Source organism: Cyclobacterium qasimii M12-11B (genome assembly GCF_000427295.1).
Lineage (GTDB): Bacteria > Bacteroidota > Bacteroidia > Cytophagales > Cyclobacteriaceae > Cyclobacterium > Cyclobacterium qasimii.
The window spans coordinates 97052-119884 of record NZ_ATNM01000036.1; the positions used below are offsets into that span (position 1 = coordinate 97052).

Genomic DNA, 22833 nt, shown 5'->3' on the forward strand with positions numbered 1-22833 from the left:
ATTTTTGCACGGGGTCCGTTCATTTCCATTTGGAGAACCTACTAATTGATATGATCATTCATTTACTACGTAGTATTTATGAGCACTAATTACCTAAGCTTCACCCAAGCAATAAAACGCCTGTTTTTCACAATCGTTTTCATTGCTGTGAGTTTTTCATCTTTTGGGCAAGCACCTTCTGCTCCCTCCACAAACCTCACTATTTCCAATATTGATGGGGACCGATTCTATGTAAGTTTCACAAAAGGAAATGGCGCTAGAAGGATTATTGTGGCGAGTACAAGTCCGGTAACAGCTGTCCCTACAGATGGGGCTGATTATCTGACTGGGGATTTTGGCCTTGGAAATGAGATTTCACCGGGTCAATTCGTAGTTTACAATGGAACTAGCAACCAAGGCTGGGTCTATGGTCTAAATCATTCCATCACCTATCATTTAAAAATATTCGAATACAATGGATCGAATTTCACAACAGAATACCTCAAAGACCAATTTTTAGAAGGAAGTGCTTCTACTTTGACAGCTCCTACCGTTCAGGCTAGCGCTCTTGTTTTTGGTAATGTGACAGGCTCAGGAATGTCGATCGCTTGGGACAATGGCAATGGATACGGAAGGGTAATCATAGGAAAAGCTGATGGTCCTGTGGATGTCGAACCTCAGGATTTGATAAATTATAGTGGCGGTTCTGGTTCTTTCACGAATGGGACCAATTTAGGTAATGGGAATTTTGTTCAATATTCCGGTTCAGGTTCCAGTACTTCTATAAATGGCCTTGACCCGAGCAGTACATATCATTTTGCAATTTTTGAATATAAGGGCAGCAGTGGAAAGGTATACCTTAAACCCGGTTCAACAGGTTCCCAAATAACTTCCTCTTTCCCTTCTGTTGCTGCTTCAAACTTCTCAGTAAACAACGCCAATGTAGATGGGGACAAGTTTTATTATTCCTTCACAAATGGAAATGGTGCAAGAAGAATAGTGGTCGCAAAAAAAGGCAGCCCTGTAACTTCCAAGCCGGTGGATGGAGAATCCTATACCTCCAACACTGATTTTGGTTCCGGCTCGGAGATAACGCCGGGGGAATTTGTGATTTACAGCGGTACTTCCAATGGCAGCTGGGTTTACAACCTTGAGCCATCTACTAACTACCATTTGGCTATTTTTGAATTCAATGGCACAGGTACTGAGACTTATTATTTGAGAGATCCTTTTTTAACGGGACAGTGGGCTACACTTTCCCCTCCAAATTCCCAGGCAAAAAACCTGACTTTTAGCAATATTACCGGTAATTCTATGACTGTAAGCTGGACCAATGGAAATGGTTCAGGCCGTATTTTGATTGGTAAAGAAGGTGAAGCTGTAAATGCATCCCCTGCTGATTTTGTCAATTATTCGGGTGGAAGCGGTTCGTTCACAAATGGGAGCAATCTGGGAAATGGCAACTATGTACAATATTCTGGTGCTGGTAATTCTACTACGCTTACCGGATTAAGCCCTGATAAAACCTATCATTTTGAGATTTTTGAATTTACTGGAAGCGGTACGGGAAGACAATACCTTAAACCCGGAACTATTGCTTCAGAAAAGACGGTTTCTGCTCCTACTCTTCCTGCCTCTACTTTTTCGGTTAACAATGCAAATGTGGATGGGGACCGATTCTATTACTCATTTAGCAATGGAAACGGTGCCAGACGGGTCATCTTTGCCAAAAAGGGAAGTCCGGTGACTTTTAAACCTGTAGACGGAAAAACGTACACCCCTTCAACCGACTTTGGACAAGGGGAGGAAGTAACTGAAAATGAATTTGTAGTTTATAACGGCACTTCTAATGGTAGTTGGCTTTATGGTTTGGATCCCTCCAGTACCTATCATTTGGCTGTTTATGAATACAATGGAACAGGTGAAGAAACCTTTTACCTGAAGGCCCCTTATTTGTCCGGAGAATGGACCACGCTCTCCCCTCCTTCCTTACAGGCAAGTGATTTAACCTTCAGCAATATTACCGGGAATTCCATGACCGTAAGTTGGACCAATGGAAATGGTTCAGGAAGAATCTTGGTAGGGAAAACCAATGCCGCTGTGGATGAGTCCCCATCTGATTTAAAAAATTATAGCGGAGGATCAGGCTCTTTTACAAATGGCAGTAACTTAGGGAACGGCAATTTTGTGCAATATTCAGGTGGCGGAACCTCCACAACCCTCACCGGTCTGAGTCCGAATAATACTTATCATTTTGAGATCTTTGAATATACTGGAAGCAGTACGGGTAGACAATATTTAAAACCGGGTACAAAATCCTCCCAGACCACCGGTGCTGCACCAACCATTCCCTCCTCTAATTTTTCAGTAAACAATGCCAACCTGGATGGGGATCGTTTTTACTACTCCTTCACGAAAGGAAATGGCGCAAGAAGAGTTGTCATTGCAAAGAAAGGTAGTCCTGTTACCTTTTTACCTGAAGATAAACAGGTCTATACCGGATCCACGACTTTTGGTTCAGGTACAGAGGTGTCTCCCGGAGAATTTGTGATCTATGAAGGAACATCCAATGGCTCCTGGCTATATGGATTGGAACCGTCAACTGAATATCATATTGCTGTTTTTGAATACAACGGCACCGGGGAAGAGACCTATTATTTAAAGGATCCATATATGGCGGCGAATAAGGAGACCTTAAGTGCTCCTTCTGTTCAATCCAATAATGCATTTACCAGTAGCCGAAGCAATACCTCCATCAATATATCCTGGACAAGAGGTGATGGCGCCAACCGTATCCTGATAGGTAGAAAAGAAGGACCCGTCAATACAACACCCATTGATCTCACAACTTACCAAAGTTCATCCTCTTTTGGTTCCAGGCAAATCGGAACTGGTAATTATGTGCTTTATTCCGGTTCAGGAAACAACGTGAATGTGACCAATCTTGAACCAAGCACCAATTACTATTTTTCCCTATATGAATTCAATGGAAGTTCGGCAAAGTTATACTTAAATCCAGGCTATCAATTTGCATTGGAAACTTTTGGAGAAAGACCGACAATTCAGGCTTCCAACGCCTCCTACGCTAACATTAATTTTAACTCTTTTGAAGTTGATTTTGATAAAGGAAATGGAACCCGCCGGCTGGCACTCGCCAGAGCGGGGGGGGCTGTCAATGCCGGACCAGCGGATTTTACCACCTATGGAGCAAACAGTATCTTTGGTCAAGGGGACCAAATCGGATCCGGCAATTTTGTAGTCTTCAATGATTTTGGGGAAAACTTCATCTTAGAAGGGCTGGAAGCAGGAATAACCTACCACCTTGCTTTTTATGAATATGCCTTCACGGAACAGGGTGAGCTCTATTTGTCTCCTTCCTATACCTCATCCCAATCCTCCAAAACCACCGCAGACATTGGGGTCTCCCAAATCATTTCCCCCGTTTCCAGTTGTGATTTTGGTGATCAGGAAACCATTGTTGTAGAAATCACAAATTACAGTTCCTCTCCCGTAGGTGCATTTCAGCTTGCCTATACTATAAATGGGGGCGATCCAGTCATCGAAAATAATCCGGGTAATAATACCATTGCAGGAAATGGAAAATTGACCTACAGTTTCCAGACCAAAGCGGATTTGTCTGTAGGGGAAAATCATGAAATACAAGCCTATATTATTTTAGAAGGGGATGTTAACAACAATAACGACAGCCAAACCATCACCGTCAACAAGGCTCCTGAAACCAATGTCACCCTATCTCCTGATGCCAACATCTGTAAGGGAGCGTCTGTTTTATTACAGGCTGCAGGAGGGATTTCTTACCTGTGGAATACAGGCGCTACCACCAATCTGATTGATGTGGCTCCAGTTTCAAGTACCGAATATACCGTAATGATCACCACAGAAAAGGGCTGTAAAGTTGAAAAAAAGGTTTGGGTTATTGTCGAGGATAAAAGTGAATTGCCCATAATCTCCTCAGATCCTGATCCTGACTCTTGTGAAGGAGGGGTTGTATTGAAAACCCAACTTGAAACCCCTGTCAGGTGGATATTGGATGTGGACGCTGAAATTTATGATCTGGGGGAATCTACTACATTGAAGGTCAATCAATCCGGATTATATACCTCTCTTTATCTAAATGAGAATGGATGTGAAATCAGATCTGAAACCTTTGACTTCGAATTGGGCGTTCTTCCGAGTTTAGAAGTTTCAGGCTTAAGCACCATTTGTACAGGTGAGACATTGACCTTATCCGTCCAAGGTTTAAGAGAAATTGTTTGGTCTTCAGGCCAGTCCGGTGGAAGCATTAACATCAACCCGACCACAGATACCAAATACTGGGTAAGTGGTAAATATGGAGCTGATTGTGTCTTTTCAGACACATTGGAAGTTAAGGTAATTCCTGCAAGCGCTCCCCAACCCGTAACCCAGATGTTGCCTGCCAATGGTTCTCTGAATCTTCCACAGCCAATTTCCCTTTCATGGACGCCAGGGGAATATTCTACCGTATTTGATGTATTCGTTTGGGAAGAGGGTACCGAAAAACCTACTCAAGCTTTGGCAAAGGATATTCAGAAAATCAACTATGCTGTTCCCAATCTTGACAAGGGGAAATCCTATTTGTGGCAAGTTCATGCTAAAAACAATTGCTTTGTAACCGAAGGACCCGTACAAAGTTTCTTTGCTGCAGGACTACCTGACCTTACCATACAATCCTATACTGCTCCGGAAACAGTTGTTGCTGGAAATAGTATAACAGTTACCTGGGAAGTAAAAAACATTGGCTTAGGAAACACCAATAATATTCGCTGGAAAGATCATATTTGGTTGTCTGCGGATCTTGATCTTCGAAAAGCCGATGACATCCTTCTTGGAGATTTTGACAACCCCTCCTCTTTGATGCAAGGAGAATCTTACACAATGACCCAAGAAGTCAGGGTTCCCGTTAACTTGAAGGGCGTTTATTATCTGTTTATTACCACAGATAACGAGGATGGATATTGTAGGATAGAAAACGGTGTTTGTTCCAATGACCGAAAACCACATTCCCAGACTGTTACAGAAAGTGACGAACAGAATAACCTGGTGTTCCCGACTATATCCATAGGAATTCCACCCTTGTCTGACTTGGCAGTCAATACAATTGGTGTGACCACTGATGCATTTTCAGGAGATTCCATCAGCGTGATTTACGAAGTGGAGAATATTGGTGAAAGAGATGCCAAAGGACTGTTTTGGAGATTTAAGCGAGACAGTGGACTATTTAGTTATTCTTCAGGAAATGCAGGTGGAACATCAGGAGGAGCAGCTAGCGTGGCTTTAGCCCCGACAAATATTACCCTTGCAGAGTCCTGCAGGATTGAATATTATTGGAGAGATGCTATCTATCTTTCCAAAGAGCCTGAATTCAATGTCAGTAAAGCCACCAAACTTCAGGAATATTCGGTGTTTTTAGCCGAAGAAAACAATGGATTCGGCTGTATTGCTGGGGGTAACCTTCCGGTCAACTCAAAATACACCCAACAGCAGGAGCTGAAACTGCCGGACAATGTTTTTGGGACGTACTACCTTTACATTGTTTCTAATTTTTCTGGAATGTTTGAAAACGATTACGTCAACAATATCCGTAGAAGTGATCCGATCAATGTCATTCTTACCCCGCCGAGTGATTTGGCTTTCACCGAGCTTGAGGTGCCTGCCCAACATGTTTCAGGTACTTCAATGAACCTTTCCTGGACCGTACAAAACCTGGGAGCCAATCCACCCAATGTCAACTCCTGGGTGGATGAGGTATTTGTTTCCGAAGAACCAGAATTCGATAAAAACACATCAGTTTCGCTATTCAAAAAAACATTTAAAACGCCATTTAGTAGCAATGGGTTAGGTAATAACCTGCTGCTGCCACTTGAAAATGGCGACAGTTATTCGGTAGAAGCGGAGGTTTTGATTCCCGAACGCCTGGCCGGAAATTATTACGTTTTCATTGTCATAGACTCAGAGGAAAAAGTTTTTGAATTCCAATCAAAACAGAATAATATAAGAAGAAGTGAAAATCCTGTAAACCTGATTACAGGAAAAAGGGCTGAATTGTCCCCTGTCTCCATCACCCTTCCTGATACAGTTTACAGGGGTATTTCCTTTCCTATAAAGTGGCGAATAGTCAATAATGGAAATAAGGCAGCAGCCGGATTTACAGACAGAATCTATTGGTCAACCAGTCCTGATCCCGCACAGAGTCCCTACAGAAATCTGAGTAACGTGTTGCAAAGAGACAGCCTTCCAGCCGGACAGGCGACAGAAATAACTTCTCTTGTATCTTTACCTAACAACACTCCTGATACCATTTATTTCCATGTTTTCACAGATGTATTGGACAAGGTTTTTGAAATTGATGAAACCAATAACAGGGTAAGTAGTCAAACATTAGGCGTCAAATCCCCTGTTATTTTAACCCAGGAATTAGAAAATAAAGTCAAGGTAGTTGATCTTTCCATTCAGGAATTTATATTGAATTCCAACAATGTTGGTTCAGGAGACTTGCTAAACCTCAGCTTTAAGGTGCAAAATATAGGTCCGGATGAAATTAAAACCTCATTTTCCAGCAGGGTATATTTGACAAAAGACTCCATCCTTACTTCTGATGATATATACCTAAGCAATTTTTTCAGGTCTAAATTAGGAGCTGGTGAAAACTATGAAACTGGTAGGTCAGTCAAAATTCCAGAGGAGATTTCAGGAGAATATTTTGTTTACTTATGGGTGGACTATAGTGAAAAAATTGCCGAAGACGCTAACAAGGCCAATAATATTGCCTTAAAGAAGATAAACATTACGGTAACCCCTGCCCCTGATCTAATTATAACAGAATTGCAGGCGCCTGCTACGGTCATTTCCGGAGAGCGTTTTTATATCAAATACGCCATTCAAAATAACGGTGATGGTCCAACCAGGTTTGAGTGGAATGATGGATTCTTTTTAAGTACTTCCCCTGTCTTGGAAAAAGGTGCTCAGAATATTGGATATAAAAACGTTTCAAAAGTGCTGGGAGTTGGGGAGACCTATAGAGACAGTACCTTAGTAATGGTACCAAACAATTTTTCCGGAAATTATTACCTGATAACCAAAGCCGATTATCAGAATAAAATATTTGAAGGATTTAATGGAGGAGAAGCCAACAATGAGGGCAGCCAACTAATCCTGATCAATCTTTCGGACCCTACAGACTTGACGGTCAGTGCTATTTCTATTCAGGAATCTGCATTCCTCGGTGAGGAAACTTCCGCTGAGATTGAAGTGACGAATATCGGAGATAAACCCGCATTGGGTAGTCTTTACAATGGTTACTATGTATCCGTTGATCAACAGTTTAACGGAGCAATGGATCCTTTGATAGGCAATCAGGAATCAGATGTAACCCTCTTGCCTGGACAAAGCCGAACATTTGATATCAAAGGCTCAATTCTCAATCTTAATCCAGGTAATTATTTTGGAATAGGCAGGACCAATGTTTTGACCTCCATAAATGAAGTAGATTTCGAAAATAACTTACTGGTTTCGGAAAAACAGCTGAACCTGGATGTCAGAACACTTCCACTTGAGGAAGCCACTTCCAATACTTTGATTTCAGGGTCCTGGTTGTATTATAAGGTAAATGTAGCGGCAAACCTGGACCTGGTAATAGACCTAAGTTCAAGCAGGACTGTCGGTTCAAATGATGTTTTTGTTTCCTTCGGAAAGGTACCTACACCCAATGAATTTGAATACAATGGGATCAATAAAAACTTAACGAAACAGCGGGTGCTTATTCCTGAGACCCAAGCAGGCACCTATTATATACTGGTCAAGACTGATATTCCACTTACCCAAAACATCCAATTGCTTGCTCGTGCTTTGCCGTTCAGTATTTTATCTTCTAGTCCCGAAAAAGTTGGTAATGGAACGGTTACGACTGCCATCACAGGCGCAGGATTTAAATCCGGAATGGAGGTTTCACTGCTAAAAGGTGGAAATAAAATCATCAGTGCAACAAATGTGGACCTCAGCAATAGCATGAGTGGCAAGTTGGGATGGAAATTGTCAGACGTGGACTTTGGCACCTACGATGTACAAGTCGAAAACCCAGATGGATCCATTGTTATTTTGGAAAAGGGTCTTGAAGTCGAACCTAGTACTGGATATTCAGGATTGAGCTATACTATTTTGGCCCCTGATGTGGTCCGAAGGGGGAAAACAGCATTTTACAATGTCGTCTTCAAAAATGAAGGGAATGTAGATGTTCCCATTTTGAATGCCCAGGTTACCATGCAGGAAGACATTGTTATTTACGAGTTGAAAACCCAAGGTGGCCTTAGGACCAATTCAACCCTGGATCCATTGGGTCGTTTAGCCGATAATGCTGATTACGGTATAATTAACGGGATGCTGGCTGTTCCATTATTTGGAAGGGATATAAAACCTGGGGAGGAATTATCAGCAAGTTTCTTGTTGGGAAATTTCACAGGCGATACCTTCCCAATGAAAGTTCAAACCATGGGGATCTCACCTGCTGCAATGATATTCACCCTCATGGATAAAATAGAGACTACCAGGCAACTGGCCCTAAGTACTCCTGAAATGTTTTATGAGGACAGGGCCTTAGTTGCCGACAAAATAGGATTTAGGCATGCAATGATCCAGAACTATATAGAATTTGGCGTTTTATCGGCTAAAGATACGGTAGGGTTTGATCTGGGCTGTATAAATTGTACCCTAATCCCTCAAGATGAAAATTTTAACCCAGAGGAGGATGTAGTTGGTAGTTTATTTTTGGATCAGGCTACTTTTGGATCAGGAGGCACATATGATTGGCAGGTCAATAAATACGCAGGCAGTGCCGGAGATGACCCTGGTTGGGATTTAGTTAAAGTCGCCAAAACCTTAACTATCACAGCGACAAAAGAAGCACCATTTACCATAAAAGTAAACAGTACGGATTACAACAATTACCCAGGTTATCTGGCAGGTTGGTATCCGGCAGTGGACAAGTGTTGGACCATCGTAGTAGCAAGCAATGGGATTACAGGCTTTGATCCGGATAAATTTGATATTGATCTGAGTGGATTTTTAGCCTATAATTTTATTTATAATGGAACTTTCAGCGTCCAGCAATTGGATGCGTTTACCATCTCTTTATGTTTTAAAGCTTATGTCCCAGGACCTGGTGAACAGGGTGTTCCTGGCGCTCCTGGTGGTTGGGGAGAAGATGGTTCTCCGGGAGGACAAGGAGGCCCCGGCGCTCCTGGGTATTTCACCTGGTGCAGGAGGAAAAGGAGGCGTTGGAGGCCCTGGAGGCGGAGGAAGAGGCGCTGATAGTCCTTCAGGCAATTGTCCCGTTGGGGAAGACTGTACTCCGGATGATCCAGGAAACCCTGATGATCCTCCGGGAAAATGTCCCTACCCAGAAGGTTGTGGCGATGATGGAGATGGAGATGGCGACGGTGGCAATGGCGGTGCAGGTAGTGCTGGTAATTGTGAAAATGGAGTTTCCGGCACTCCAAAAGGTACTCCTTGTCATACTGACCCTGATAATCCTCCCCCTCCAGGGGGAGCACCAGGCGGCAGTGGCAGCGGTGGATCCGGTGGTAGCGGAGGCGGTGGAAGTGGTGCCCCATCACCTAGTGGCTGTTCTGCTGGAGGTGGCTCCGGCGGTGCGTCAAGTGATTTCTTTAGTTCACCCTCTTGTGGTCACTTATTTACAGGAATAGGATGTGGAGCGGCAGCTGTAGGCTGTGGTGTTGGAGCAGTAGCTTGTGCCACTGTAGTTGGGTGTGGATTTGGAGCAATTACTTGTACCATTGGATTAACATCCTGCGCTTTCTCGGTGTATGATGCCCTCGTACCAAATGCTCCCCCAACAAAAGAGGGAGATAAAGCAGCATTGTGCATTGGTAGTATTGGTGCCAACCTCGCAGGTGGATCCCCAATTGGAGCTGGAATTGATGCAGGTTTATGTCTTGGGGAAAAATTACTTTGCAAGCCTGTAGTTTCCTCCTGTGACCCTAATGAAATATTAGGACCTGTAGGATCTGGAGATGAACGCTTTGTTGCTAAAGAAGAAGAACTGCCGTTTACGATATTCTTCGAAAATGATCCGGTTTTCGCCACAGCACCTGCGCAGCGTGTAGTGGTGAGGCAAAAATTGGATCCGAATTTTGATCCTGCAAGTTTCCGACTGAACGCTTTTGGATTCCATAACATGACCTTCGAGGTTCCTGCTGGATTGACAAATTATACCGCCAAGCTAAATACAGCGGCTGAAATCGGCGTGGATATCAATGTAACTTTCGGTCTTGATCCTGTGAACAATGAATTGTTCTGGGCTTTACAGTCTGTAGATTCGAAAACAGGACTCCCTCCTTTCGACGCCTTGGCAGGATTCCTCCCAGTAAATGATTCCACGGCAATAGGCGAAGGTTTTGTTTCTTATTCCATCAAAGCAGGTAGGGAAACGGTAACCGGTGATAGCATTAAAGCAATAGCCAATATCTTTTTTGACAACAATGCTCCTATTTTCACCAATGAAGTCTTCAATACTGTGGATGCAGTAGCACCTACTTTATTGGAAGTAAAAGATGTTCTGGTTGAATTTGATTCGTTGATGAGCTTTACGGTGGAAGCGGTAGATGATCTCGGAGGCAGTGGAGTCAAAGGTTTTGATGTTTTTGTTTCCGAAGATGGAGGGCCATATATTTTGCAAAGCCTGGACAATGCCGTGGGTGAAAAATTTGTTTTCCGCGGTTCCCCGGGCAAAAATTACTGCCTTGCTGCCGTGGTCAAAGACAATGTCAATAACAGTATTCGAGTTAGCGAGGAAGATGTTATCTGCTTCACGACGCCAGAAGAGGTTAGCAATATTTCAAAAATATTCACCCTTCAGCAAGCTGTTTCGGGACAAGGTCAAATCCATGTCCTGCAAGGTGGTACGGTTTTCAACGAATCTGAGGAAATACAAATAGAAGCAATTCCAGCAGAAGGGTGGACCTTTTTAAGGTGGGAAGGCGATATCAGCAGTACCGAAGCAGGCCTCAACCTGCTGATGAACAGCAACAAGTCCATCAAAGCGGTATTCATCGAGGGTGATTTGCCAGTATTTGCACTTAACATTACAACAGACGGGAACGGAACAATATCCATGGAGCCTGAAGGCAATCAATTTGAATCAGGTGAAAAAGTTACCTTAACAGCAATTGCGGCAGAAGGATGGGATTTTGTGGCTTGGGAAGGTGATTCTGAATCCACAGAGGCCTCCATCATCCTGACCATAGATGAAGCAAAAAATCTGAAAGCTACCTTTGTGGAGATGTTGCAAGTCGGGCTGGAAGGAACATCACTTAGTTGTCAGGATGCGGCCGATGGCACCCTCCAGGCCAAGGTGACTGGAGGAATCGCACCCTATGAATATTCCTGGCTTAAAGATGGGGCACCAATTGCCTCTGATTCTGAAACGCTCGCTGCATTGGAAGCAGGAAACTATCAGGTAACTGTCAAAGACAAAAGAGGTAAAACGGCTGTGCAGACCCTCTCTATCCTTGTAGAGGATAAGGAAGCACCCCTGGTCAAAGTCAAAGCAAATATTGTAGTCAACCTTGGTGCCGATGGAAATGGAAATTTATCTGAGGAAATGGTTGATGATGGTTCCACCGACAATTGTGGGATAGAAAGCATTGTCCTGAATAAGACCAAATTTACTTGTTCCGATCTCGGTGAGCAGCAAATAATGCTGACAGCTAAAGATGCAACTGGAAATGAAACAGCCCAACAGTTTACCATAACGGTTAAAGACAATGTTCCTCCGGAAGCAATAGCCAAAAGTGCTACGCTATTCCTTGATGCCAACGGCCTTGTGACCCTTAATGCTACTCTGGTTGATGGGGGATCAACTGACAATTGCAGCATTGCCTCCATTTCAGTAAACAAAACCTCATTTGACTGTACTGACTTAGGAGAAAATGAAGTATTTCTCACGGTCAGGGATGGTGCAGGAAATGAAACTGTTGTGCCAGCCACTGTCAAAGTTATGGATGAGATCCCTCCAGTTATTTTGAATGTTCCTGAAAGTCAAATGGTCTATGCGGGAGCCTCTTCAGGCTATGTGTTACCTGATTTTATCAGTGCCTCTATCACAGAAGACAATTGTGAGACAGTTTCGTTTACACAAAGTCCGGTAGCCGGTAGCACCCTGGTTTCTGATCAAAGCCATACCATAACCCTTACGGCAGAGGATCTAAGTGGAAACATCACCACAGCTGACTTTACCATCACTGTGGAAGCCTTGCGGATTGCTACTGTAGCTTCACTTGATTTGATCGAGGTCACCTGGAATACAGCTTTTGATGCACTTCCACTTCCAAACGATGTGCAAGTGACCCTGAATAATGGGGAGATGATACGTTTGAATGTGGACTGGCAGGAATCGAGTTATGAGCCAATTGTAGCGGGAGTTTACAGCCTTACCGGAACACTAACCTTAACGGATGACATCACTAACCCTGAACAGGTTGAGGCCAGCCTGATGGTTTTAATTGGTGACAAACCACAACCTCAGGATATCTTATTGAACATCACCAATCGGGACAGGGATCCGAACATTCCCATTGGAGATTTGTCCACTATTGATTCTGCTGATGATATCCATCAGTACGAAATTACAAATAATGGACCTGACAACGGTTTATTCCTAATCTCTGGAAATGAACTACGTTGGGACAGTAGCAAAAAGATCCCGGGGCAAAAAGATTTCACCATTGAAGTGAGCAGTACGGATAGGGCAGGAAATATCTTAATCAAAACGTTCACAATGAGCTTACTCTTACCCAAACTAGACGATATAGAGGTTTTCAACACCTTCTCGCCAAATGGTGATGGGGCGAATGATACCTGGGGGATACCAGACCTCTTCGAATTTGATGAGGTAACCATTAACGTGGTAGATCGGGCAGGCCGAATAGTCTTTATGACCACAGACCCGAAGGCTAGATGGGATGGAACCTTTGAGGGCAACAATTTACCTGCAGGAACATACATCTACGTTATTGCGACCAAAGACCCCAAAGAAATGAGGTCAGGCACCATCAATCTAATCATAAGATAACTTGGATATGAAAAATAGATGCATTGTAATAGGGATATTGCTCAGCTGCTGCTTACTAACAGAGACTTTTGGGCAAAGCAGGAAATACATCTCTCAATTTACCCAGTTTCAGAGTTATTATAACCCTGGCCTAACAGGATATGAAGGGAGTGCGGTTAGGGGTTTTGTAAGGAATCAATGGAGTGGTGTGGAAGGAGCCCCTAAAACCAAATTCCTCAGTCTGGAACTCGACTTTGGGGAATTAGGTGGATTGGAAGACCCGGCCCTGATGGGTAAAAATGCAATGAGCCTTAATATGCTACAGGATACCTATGGGGCTTTTCAGGAAACGGAACTGATTGTTGCTTATGCAAGCCGAGTAAGAATATCTGACCGGCACAACTTAAGGCTTGGGGCGGGATTCAATTACCTCGCTGTAAGGTTAGATGGCAATGCACTCACAACAGAACAGTCTCAGGACCTGGCAATTGGTCAATATCTAGGAAGTTATGGCAATATGCAACTCCTTGATTTTAACCTAGGGCTTGCGCTTACCCATGAAAACTATTACCTCTCCTATGGCATGCACAATGTCAACGGTGGAAGATTGACCAAAGGCGATCAATTCATGGATGGCAATCCGGTATCTATGATGGTACAGGCGGGATACAGGTATTCGTTTGGCGAAAGCATTACAGGCATTGGAAATTTTTTCTACCGGAAGCAGGAAGGTTTTGCTGACAACACAGAATTAAACCTGAAAGCTTTGATGCTAGATACCTTTTGGATAGGTGCAGGACACCGGTTCAATTATGCCAATTCACTTCATGTAGGTTATCTCGGTGGAATTATCCGCTTGGGATATGTCTATGAATACCCCACCAATTCGAGTCGTCAATTTTTAGGCAATACCCATGAATTTATGGTGATGGTAAAGTTATTTGGTCAAAGTACAAACAACAAAATTTGGTAGTAAGCATTTAAAAAGCGCATTTTGTTCAATAGTATAAATTGCAATTAAACGAAGGTGAATTGGTATAAAGAGCCTTCCAGGCAAAGTTTCAACTTTATCTGGAAGGCCTGTACTATTTGATTTTATCGTATTTTTAAGTAGGCAATTTCTTCTCCTTTATCGTGCTTCCAAGCTTCATTATTCTAAGGAAAATGGCAAAGCGTAGACCCGTTTACCACTTAGCTTATAATAAGCATTGGCCAATGCCGGAGCCAAAGGTGGTACTGGGGGTTCCCCTATTCCTGTTGGTTTTATGCTGCTTTCGATAATGTGAACATTGATCTTTTTGGGAGATTGGGGCATGCGTACCAGTTGGTAGCTGTCAAAGTTGTTTTGCTCTACCATCCCATCTTTCAGGGTAATGGCGGAGGTATTTGCGATACTTGTGCCAAAAATAGCCCCTCCTTCAAACTGCGAACGTATCCGATCTGTATTCACCGCAATGCCGCAATCCACAGCATAATGGACCAGTGGAATGGTGATTTTCCCTGCATCATCCCGTTCCAATTCAACCACGCAGGCCACGTAAGTCAAAAAGCTTTTGTGCACCGCAAACCCCATGACCCTTCCTTCCGGTAAAGGCTTGCCCCATCCGGACTCCTGGGCTACTTTTTTAATGACATGCTTTAATCGGGCTGTTTCCCAGGGAAAATCCTCCAGGCTTTCACCATAATTGCCAAAGTCCCCTTTGATCTCTCCCGCAAAATCCAGGTGCTTATCATCTGCCAACATGTCGAGGGAAAATTGTACCGGATCCTTGCCTATGGTCTCCGCAATCTCGTCCATCATAGCACAAGTAGCGAAGGCATGGTGTATATTACTTACCGAACGCATCCACCCGATCCGGGTATGCGCTTTGGATGGATGGGTTTCAATACGGATATTCGGAACTTCGTAAGGGTAATCAATACAACCAAGGCCAAGTTCACCATCTGAAGGATGGAGTTCGTTGGCATCAGAAGTGGCCCCTATTGCCGGAAAGACGGTATGGTGATTCCAGCCTGTTAATTTTTTGCTTGCATCGAGGGTAGCACGTATGCGCTGTACACTGTGGGAATGGAAATAATCATGGTGCAAATCGTCTTCACGAGTCCATTGAACCCTGATAGGTATGCCTGTCTCCAGTGCAAGGAGGGCTGCTTCCACCACATAATCGGGCTTCGACTTCCGCCCAAATCCACCACCGAGCAAAGTAACATTGACCCGGACATTTTCAACTGATAGTCCGCAGACCTCAGCCACGGTATCTCTGGCCCACTGAGGATGTTGCGTAGGCGCCCAAACTTCCATTTTCCCATCGGTAAACCGGGCAATGGCAGCGGGAGGTTCTATGGTGCCATGGGCATAAAATGGCGCTTCATAGGTGCGTTCAATCACCTGGGATGCACCTTGTTTCGCTTGGTTAAAATCACCCTTTTCCCTACGTACCATTCCCTCCTCAAGGGTACTTTGCTTCATGCTTTCCAATTGGACCTTGGAATCGTAGGCCGCGTTATCCCCCAGGTCCCAGGTGATGTCCAATGCTTCTCGGCCCTTAATCGCTGCCCAGGTATGGTCCGCAATGACAGCCAGACCCTCCAAAGGTTTTGTCAGCCCGGGAGGATTGCCGGATCCGTTTATCTTCACCACTTGCTGTACCCCTGGCACGGCCAAAGCCGCTTCCGCTTTGTAGGAAGTAAGGGTAGCTCCTACCACAGGAGTACGTTGGATGACGGCTATTTTCATGCCTGGCAAGTTAACGTCGGCACCAAAAACAGCTTTGCCTGTCACAAAATCCTTCAAATCAATAATGGGCGTGTCTTTACCTACTAGCTTATAGGCGGAAAAATCTTTTAATTCGAGACTGTCTTGGTCTGGCAATGGAAGCTGCTGTGCAGCATGAGCCAACTCTCCGAAGCTTAGCGTTTTACCGCTTTCGGCATGAGAAACATTCCCATTCTCCGCCGTACAGGTGGATGCTTCCACTCCCCATTCCTGGGAGGCCGCCTTGATCAACAAATGTCTGGCAGTAGCTCCAGCCTTTCTCATCGGTTCATAAAACATACGTACCGAAAAGGAGCCATCTGTATTTTGATTCCCATATTTAGCCTCATCTCCTTCAGCCTGAACGATCTTGACCTGTGTCCAATCGGCTCCCATTTCGTCGGCCACTATCATGGGCAGGGAAGTTCGGATGCCCTGACCCATTTCAGAACGATGCGCGATGATCGTCACGGTATTCTCTGGACTTATGCTCAGGTATACGTTTGGTGCAAAGTTTTCTTCCTGACCCTTAGAGCTGGTACATTGGAAACTTACCCCAAGCAGTAGCCCTCCTCCTGCGAGCGAGCCCATCTTGAGGAACCCTCTTCTGGAAGGAAGGAAAACCTTGCTGGTATTTTTAACGGATTTTTTCTTCAGAAATGGAAATGAAGGAATCATAGCGGAAAGGGATTAATGCGGAAAGATTAGGTAGATGCGGTAAGGATGGCTTCTTTGATGCGGTTATAAGTGCCACATCGACAAAGGTTACCCGCCATGGCATTTTCAATTTCATCCTCAGAAGGGCTGGGATTCCTTTTCAGTAATCCTGCTGCATTCATGATCTGCCCGGCCTGACAATAGCCACACTGGGGAACAATATGCGCCGTCCAGGCCTTTTGAAGGGGATGATCTCCATTTTGAGACAAGCCTTCGATGGTAGTGATCCCTTGTTCACCTACCTCTGAAACGCGCAAGCTACAGGACCTTAAAGCCGTATCGCCAAGCAATACCGTACAGGCACCGCATAGCCCTTGCCCACAGCCAAACTTCGTTCCTTTCATGTCCAGGAGGTCCCGGATCACCCAAAGGAGCGGCATGTCTTCCGAGGCTTCTACCTGGTGTTGGCTCCCGTTAATTGTAAGTGTATAATTTGCCATAATCGAACTGGTGCATGTGATTAAAATATAATATATGGATTATATCAGAATTTTATAGCATATAATATGTTTTTTATACTTAAATACGATAAGTTATTGAATTAAAACTGTTTAACGAGTTGCTCGCCTGTTAGGCTAACCATTTATCGCTAGCGATTAAGCCAATTTATATACAAAGAGGGCATTACGGACTTTTCACTTCACTCTTTTTCCCCAGGAACCTCCGTGTAAATAAGCGGATTTGCCTTTTATATATTGACTTTATACCAGATCCAAAACTCTTTTAAGAATAACATTTTTTGGTACTAAGAATCTCTTATTGTAACAATTGTCACCCCTTTAAAGGATTAGCCAATCTACTTTTGTAAATACAAATTTTAAAAATATTAAAAATGGATTATATCGTTCTGATAGGTTTTGCGTCTGCAGTTATAATAGGCGTAAGTCTTGGTCTTGTAGGTGGTGGAGGTTCTATCCTCACCGTTCCTGTGCTGGTTTATATTCTTGGGGTTGAGCCAGTTTTGGCTACAGCTTATTCCTTGTTTGTGGTGGGAAGCACGTCTTTGGTTGGCTCCTTTGCATTTATGAAAAAGCATTTGGTAGATTATAAGACTGCTTTAGTTTTTGCAATACCATCATTTATTACCGTATTCTTGACCAGGAAATTTCTCGTTCCTGCGTTACCTGACCCCCTATTTGAAATGGGAGACTGGCTGGTTTCCAAAAATATTGGCATCATGATTTTCTTTGCTTTAATCATGCTTGCAGCCTCCTATTCCATGATAAAAGGTAATGGAAAAAAAGAGGCAGAAGAGAATTCTAAGGTTAAATTCAACATCCCACTAATTGCTTTGGAAGGATTAGTGGTAGGTTTAATAACCGGTATTGTAGGTGCTGGTGGTGGCTTTCTAATTATTCCAGCCCTGGTTCTTTTGGCGAGACTTCCCATGAAAATGGCTGTTGGAACTTCGTTATTGATTATTGCTGCAAAATCTCTGATTGGTTTCTTAGGTGATTTAAGTAGTCAAGCTATTGACTGGCAAATGCTTCTAATTTTTACAGGATTATCTACAGTAGGGATCTTTATTGGAAGTTCACTATCGAATCGGATCAATGAAAAAACCTTGAAAGTAGGCTTTGGATGGTTTGTACTTATAATCGGAATTTATATTATAGGTAAAGAGCTATCTTCACTCTAATCCGGATTATGTATGTCCGGTTTGCTACAAGTAAAAGACAAGTATAATGTTAAATTATGCGCATGTAAGTTAAAATGGCAGCTTGTCTACCAATGAGTAAAGCAGGATTACTCCTCAATATCCATAAATCTTAATCAGTTGTAATCATGAAAAAACGCACTGATGGATTTAGGTTAATATTTAAATTATTAGGACTTTAAAAACGAAATACAATCAAATGGTCAATAAAGAATTTAACACAGCTAAGAATCCCATTAATAATTGGACTTTGGTACTGATCATGTGCGCATGGTTGGGGTTGGCACCTTTTTTTTCCTGAGCCACATATATGGGGCAAAATCAAATGGATAGCAGGAGGTGCCAATGGCATGCAATTAATTGATTGGGGAGATTTTATTATGCATGGTTTCCCCTGGCTATTACTGGCCCGACTTGTTTTCCTCAAATTCAAACCTAAGACAGTAAAGGCTTGATATCGTGGTTTTAAGATGCTTTTTCTTAATTCATTGCGATAGACCACCGGACCCTGAGCGGAGCTGAAGGGGAAGGTATTTCGGGTACGCTCAGTCGCCGGTCTGCTGGATTTGCAAATGGTATGAAAAGGTTCACGGCTTCAAAGGAGGTTTTGGGGGTAGTGAATACTTCACCCAGTCGGAGCGACCCAGTAGGATGAACTATTGCCATTTATCAGGATCTTCCCGAGTGCCTAATACGGCTAAAACAACTACATTCTTATCTTCTACAATAAAATGAATAGCATACGGAAAATGCTTTATCAGAGAAAATCGGATAGTGTTGTACCTAACCTGATAATGAAGTGGGTTACTAGTGATCAAATCCAGTTTTTCTTCAACTTCATCTAAAAATCGTAATCCTAAATCTTGCTGCTTTCTCTCGTACCATTGTGCAGACCTTAAAATGTCAAGCTCAGCTTCTGGCTTAACAATACGAGTATAATTCATAGCTGGCTTTTAATACGGGCTTTTACTTCCTCCCAGCTTGACCCTGATGATGGATTAGCCTTATGTGCTGCTATTCTTTCATCTAATATTTTTTATGTATAGCACTTAACTCATAATCATCTTCTTTCATGTCTGCCTGTACCATGGCATACATTAAGTTAATGAAGCGATCATCCGCTTTATTAATGTATTCATGTAGTAATTCTCTGATTTGTGCTCCTCCCATGATTATTTCCTTTTCCACAAAATAACGATTATTTAATATTTTTAGGTTCATTTTAATGAATGATATTGATCCAGCGACTTTCTCTGGTCTAATATGCTTACTCTTTTGAAGTGTTCAGTGCTGGTATAACTGTTGTGGCTAACCATGTACTCCAATCAATAATATTCCTTTGCCCGATCCGAAGGCCGATGGGTAAGCTTCTGACACGGAATAAATTTTTATACGTGGGGTATTTCCTTCGTAAAGAGTTGATTAGGTCGCTGTCCAGTTCTTTGATGTCCGGACTTCTAGGAATCACAAATAATCCACTTCAATCAAACCTTTTAATCCAGCGTAAATTTCAGCTCTAGCGTATAAATAATCCTCAGACCTTTCAACTATCTTTTTGAGCAGATTAATGTTGATAAACTTTTCGAAAGCTCGAAATAGTGGATATTCATCCCTCCATGGGACAATCTCCTCATGCTCGATTGCTGCATTAAGTTAATTTTTCTAAGATAAAATCCCTGAAATCTTTTTTCGAAAACACATCTGCCAGCCTACCACTTGGAGTATTAAAAAATACGGCATTCCTATATTGCTCATATGATAAGCCGTCCCCACAACTAAAAATAGTTTATCTCCGCAGGGATTACAACTGGTTACTGATCGTTTAATGGACAAAGCCTTGATAAGTTTGGGTGCTATTTTCGAGGCTTAGCCTTATAGTGGTCAAAATTTTAAAATTTTGTTTCCTAAGAAGTACCTTGGGATGCCAATACAAATGGTAATAAAAGGAGCATGACTTCAAATGAGGTAAGAAATACTAGGATGTAGTGGATATTACACCTAGTGGATGAATTATATCGCAATATTCGTCTCTTACCCTTTTAACCCATTTTTAACGTTTTGGCGTCTCAAATCTTATGGGCGTGCGCATAGCAATTGAAATGTTTTCACCGTCCTTTTGGGCAGGTGTCCATTGATGGGGGTAATCCCTAACTACCCGTAGGGCTTCTTCGGCCAGGGAGGGATAGACTTGTTCTGGATTCATAATTTCTGGATTTACGATGTTCCCCTCTTTATCCAACCAAAAGTAAATGTAGACCGTACCACCCTTTCGCCTGTACAAGGCTTTCAGAGGAAATTCCAAATTCTCAGCCAAATAATTATTCCAACCCACCATCCCTCCGTATGGGGTAGGCATAACTCCTTCAAGAGCAGCTGGAGGAGCTGTAGGATTTCCCTTCTCATCAAAAAATTCGACTTTTTCTTCTTCCCCTGACTTGGATACCCTCCTTGATTTCACAATACCATTGGGATAAAAACCAATTTCAAATTCATATGCTAAAACAAAATCCTTTTCCCTATAAGATTTTACGTTGCCCAATGAATCATATAAAAATGTTTTGCTCAGGGTTTCTTCCTTTTCCTCATCAAAACAAACAGTTTTCTTACTATAAATACTGTGGTCCAGGGTATAAATCCCTGCCACCAGGCTGTCTTGGTTTTCAAAAGATTGCTGATAATATTTTGCCTGGTATTTTGTGGTATCTGAAATAGGAAACAGAAACCTGTTTAAATAGCTAAATTCCTGGGCCTGGGCATCGAGTGTCAACACCAGACCCAAGGTAAAAACGGAAAATATAAACGATCTAATTAAAAAACATATCATGTACTTAATTTATGCTTTAATAGATAAACAATATAAAAATACTAAATTATACCTAAAAACCAACTTTATTAAAGACAAATTAGTGTATACCAAATTATTAATGACAATAGGATTCTTGATAGTTATCCAACACGGATACATGGAATTAGGATGAACAAACCTGATAGGATTATTTCGTGCGTAACTAAATGGATTAATGACTTGATAGAGCCGTTTGAAGAGATTTTTAAAGTCTATTGAGATGGATTACCGGATCCTTAGAGGGGCCGAAGAGGTAGGTATTTCGGATGCATTCACCTAAGGCTTCGGCTCCGCTCAGCCACCGGTAGATTACCCATAGCCAACAGGTTTATAGTAAACCCTTACTAAATCTGATTTTACTGATGATTATTAAAATTGATAGGAAGGTGGCGTTGCAAATGAGAGCAGGTTGGATTTTGGATTACCGGACCCTGAGCGGAGCCGAAGGGGTAGGTATTTCGGATACGTTAACCTTTGGCTTCGACTCCGCTCAGCCGCCGGTAGGCCTCCCCTCTGAGAACAGGGTAATAGCAGACCATTACTAATGCCTTTCTAAAATTAATTGCGATGAATAGGAAGGAGTAATTGCAAATTAAAGGTAGGTGACTGGTATTTCCTTATTTGTAAATTGGGTTGATTACTTCTAAAGCTTGACCTTTATGGATATCAAAAGTAAAATATTCCACGTGTAAAAGGCATTCTTTGTTTATCACGATTGTATCAGGTATTGGGGGATACACAATCCTAAATTTCCAATTTATTCCCTTTTATAGGAAATCCAACCTGGAGGCACCTTTGGGAATCTCATCTGGTAATTGCCCCCAGAAAACCTAACCTCTACTGGCTCTTCCCCTTTTAATTGGGGAGCTTTTCCTTTGCAATCCTGAAATATCATTTCCTCGCCCCTGCCATCAGAATGGAATATCTCGAGCTTAATGTCCTCACATATATCTATTTCTCCTTCCCCTTCAACATTTAGAGAAATTGTCACATTCTTTTTGATATATTTTTGAGGAAAAACCGAAAAGCTAGAAATTAAAATGAAAACTAACAAGAATGATAATTTTTGTGATTCCATATTTACTATTGCTTAACTATTAACCGAAATTCTAGAAGCGGGAAAGTGGTCTTTTGCCCAGTCGATTTGTAGAAATAAACAGGTCTGGATCAAGCCCCCAGTAACCCTTTCTCGAAAACACATCCGCCTATTCCACCACTTGGAGTGTTAAAAAAAATCGGGATTTCCTGATGGCTGATTTGATAAGCCATTTCCACAATTAAAAATAGTTTATCTCCATAGGGATTGTAAATGAATACTGAACAATTAACGTACAAAGGTATAATCAGTTTGGATGCCATTTTTGAGCCTTAGCCATATAGTGCTCAAAACTTTAAACTTTCGTTTCCTAAGGAGTCCTTTAGTATGCCATTGCAAATGGCATAAAAAGGTTCACGACTTCAAAGGTGGTTAGTAATAATTGGGTGTAGTGGAAACTACACCCAGGCAAGAAATCGATAAATAATTAATTTAATTCTTATTTTTTAAAATTTCTGAAAAAATACCATTTACGAGATCATTTTCTCCTGATACAGTGTCATACAATTTAACTAATAGTTGATTAATAACGTCTTTTTCAGGCCCAATATTTTCCAAATCTACAATAGGTTGGCGCTTTTCAATATCTAATATTTTAAAATAATAATGTATTTTATCCCTACCTGATAATTTTTGAACTGATACTTTAATTTTGTTTCCAGCTTTTAAATCTTTCTCT

The 22833-nt window shown here is 42.4% G+C and carries 13 protein-coding genes; 5 read left to right on the top strand and 8 right to left on the bottom strand.

Annotated features, from left to right (window positions below; genetic code table 11):
- The first annotated feature begins 78 nt into the window (after window positions 1-78).
- The 3 genes from ADICYQ_RS29250 to ADICYQ_RS04210 all read left to right on the top strand — a co-directional run bounded on the left by ADICYQ_RS29250 (window position 79) and on the right by ADICYQ_RS04210 (window position 14057).
- Window positions 79-9324 carry a CARDB domain-containing protein gene (locus ADICYQ_RS29250; protein WP_020890519.1) on the top strand — a complete coding sequence of 3082 codons (9246 nt, stop codon included), beginning with the start codon at window positions 79-81 and terminating at the stop codon, window positions 9322-9324.
- A gap of 886 nt (window positions 9325-10210) precedes the next feature.
- Window positions 10211-13105, top strand: a complete 2895-nt coding sequence (locus tag ADICYQ_RS28180) for an InlB B-repeat-containing protein (RefSeq protein WP_438830474.1) — start codon at window positions 10211-10213, stop codon at window positions 13103-13105.
- 7 nt (window positions 13106-13112) lie between these two features.
- Complete coding sequence (locus ADICYQ_RS04210) at window positions 13113-14057, top strand: PorP/SprF family type IX secretion system membrane protein (protein WP_020890521.1); 945 nt, start codon at window positions 13113-13115, stop codon at window positions 14055-14057.
- Between the two features lie 177 nt (window positions 14058-14234).
- Here ADICYQ_RS04210 and ADICYQ_RS04215 read toward each other — a convergent pair whose 3' ends face one another.
- Both ADICYQ_RS04215 and ADICYQ_RS04220 read right to left on the bottom strand, forming a co-directional pair.
- Entirely contained in the window at window positions 14235-16517 is a 2283-nt protein-coding gene (locus tag ADICYQ_RS04215) for a xanthine dehydrogenase family protein molybdopterin-binding subunit (protein ID WP_020890522.1), read from the bottom strand.
- A gap of 26 nt (window positions 16518-16543) precedes the next feature.
- Entirely contained in the window at window positions 16544-16996 is a 453-nt protein-coding gene (locus tag ADICYQ_RS04220; protein WP_020890523.1) for a (2Fe-2S)-binding protein, read from the bottom strand.
- A 392-nt stretch (window positions 16997-17388) separates the two neighbouring features.
- Between ADICYQ_RS04220 and ADICYQ_RS04225 the strand changes: the two genes are divergently transcribed.
- Window positions 17389-18195, top strand: coding sequence for a sulfite exporter TauE/SafE family protein (locus tag ADICYQ_RS04225; protein WP_020890524.1), 807 nt, complete (start codon window positions 17389-17391; stop codon window positions 18193-18195).
- Window positions 18196-18869: 674 nt separating this feature from the next.
- Here the strand turns inward: ADICYQ_RS04225 and ADICYQ_RS04230 are convergent.
- The 4 genes from ADICYQ_RS04230 to ADICYQ_RS25750 all read right to left on the bottom strand — a co-directional run bounded on the left by ADICYQ_RS04230 (window position 18870) and on the right by ADICYQ_RS25750 (window position 20983).
- Window positions 18870-19157, bottom strand: coding sequence for a type II toxin-antitoxin system RelE/ParE family toxin (locus ADICYQ_RS04230; RefSeq protein ID WP_020890525.1), 288 nt, complete (start codon window positions 19155-19157; stop codon window positions 18870-18872).
- A complete protein-coding gene (locus ADICYQ_RS30060; protein WP_152520456.1) occupies window positions 19154-19246 on the bottom strand; it encodes an addiction module protein in 93 nt (30 codons plus the stop codon). The genes ADICYQ_RS04230 and ADICYQ_RS30060 overlap by 4 nt, the downstream gene beginning before the upstream one ends.
- Window positions 19240-19401, bottom strand: a complete 162-nt coding sequence (locus ADICYQ_RS27345; protein WP_161625574.1) for a hypothetical protein — start codon at window positions 19399-19401, stop codon at window positions 19240-19242. The genes ADICYQ_RS30060 and ADICYQ_RS27345 overlap by 7 nt, the downstream gene beginning before the upstream one ends.
- A gap of 862 nt (window positions 19402-20263) precedes the next feature.
- On the bottom strand, window positions 20264-20983 hold the full coding sequence (locus ADICYQ_RS25750) for an energy transducer TonB (protein ID WP_020890527.1): 720 nt from the start codon (window positions 20981-20983) through the stop codon (window positions 20264-20266).
- A gap of 437 nt (window positions 20984-21420) precedes the next feature.
- Between ADICYQ_RS25750 and ADICYQ_RS04245 the strand changes: the two genes are divergently transcribed.
- Window positions 21421-21603, top strand: a complete 183-nt coding sequence (locus tag ADICYQ_RS04245; RefSeq protein WP_040414424.1) for a hypothetical protein — start codon at window positions 21421-21423, stop codon at window positions 21601-21603.
- A 212-nt stretch (window positions 21604-21815) separates the two neighbouring features.
- Here ADICYQ_RS04245 and ADICYQ_RS04250 read toward each other — a convergent pair whose 3' ends face one another.
- On the bottom strand, window positions 21816-22136 hold the full coding sequence (locus tag ADICYQ_RS04250; RefSeq protein ID WP_020890530.1) for a hypothetical protein: 321 nt from the start codon (window positions 22134-22136) through the stop codon (window positions 21816-21818).
- A 450-nt stretch (window positions 22137-22586) separates the two neighbouring features.
- A partial coding sequence (locus tag ADICYQ_RS27350) for a hypothetical protein (RefSeq protein WP_040414442.1) occupies window positions 22587-22833 on the bottom strand: 247 nt, incomplete at its 5' end.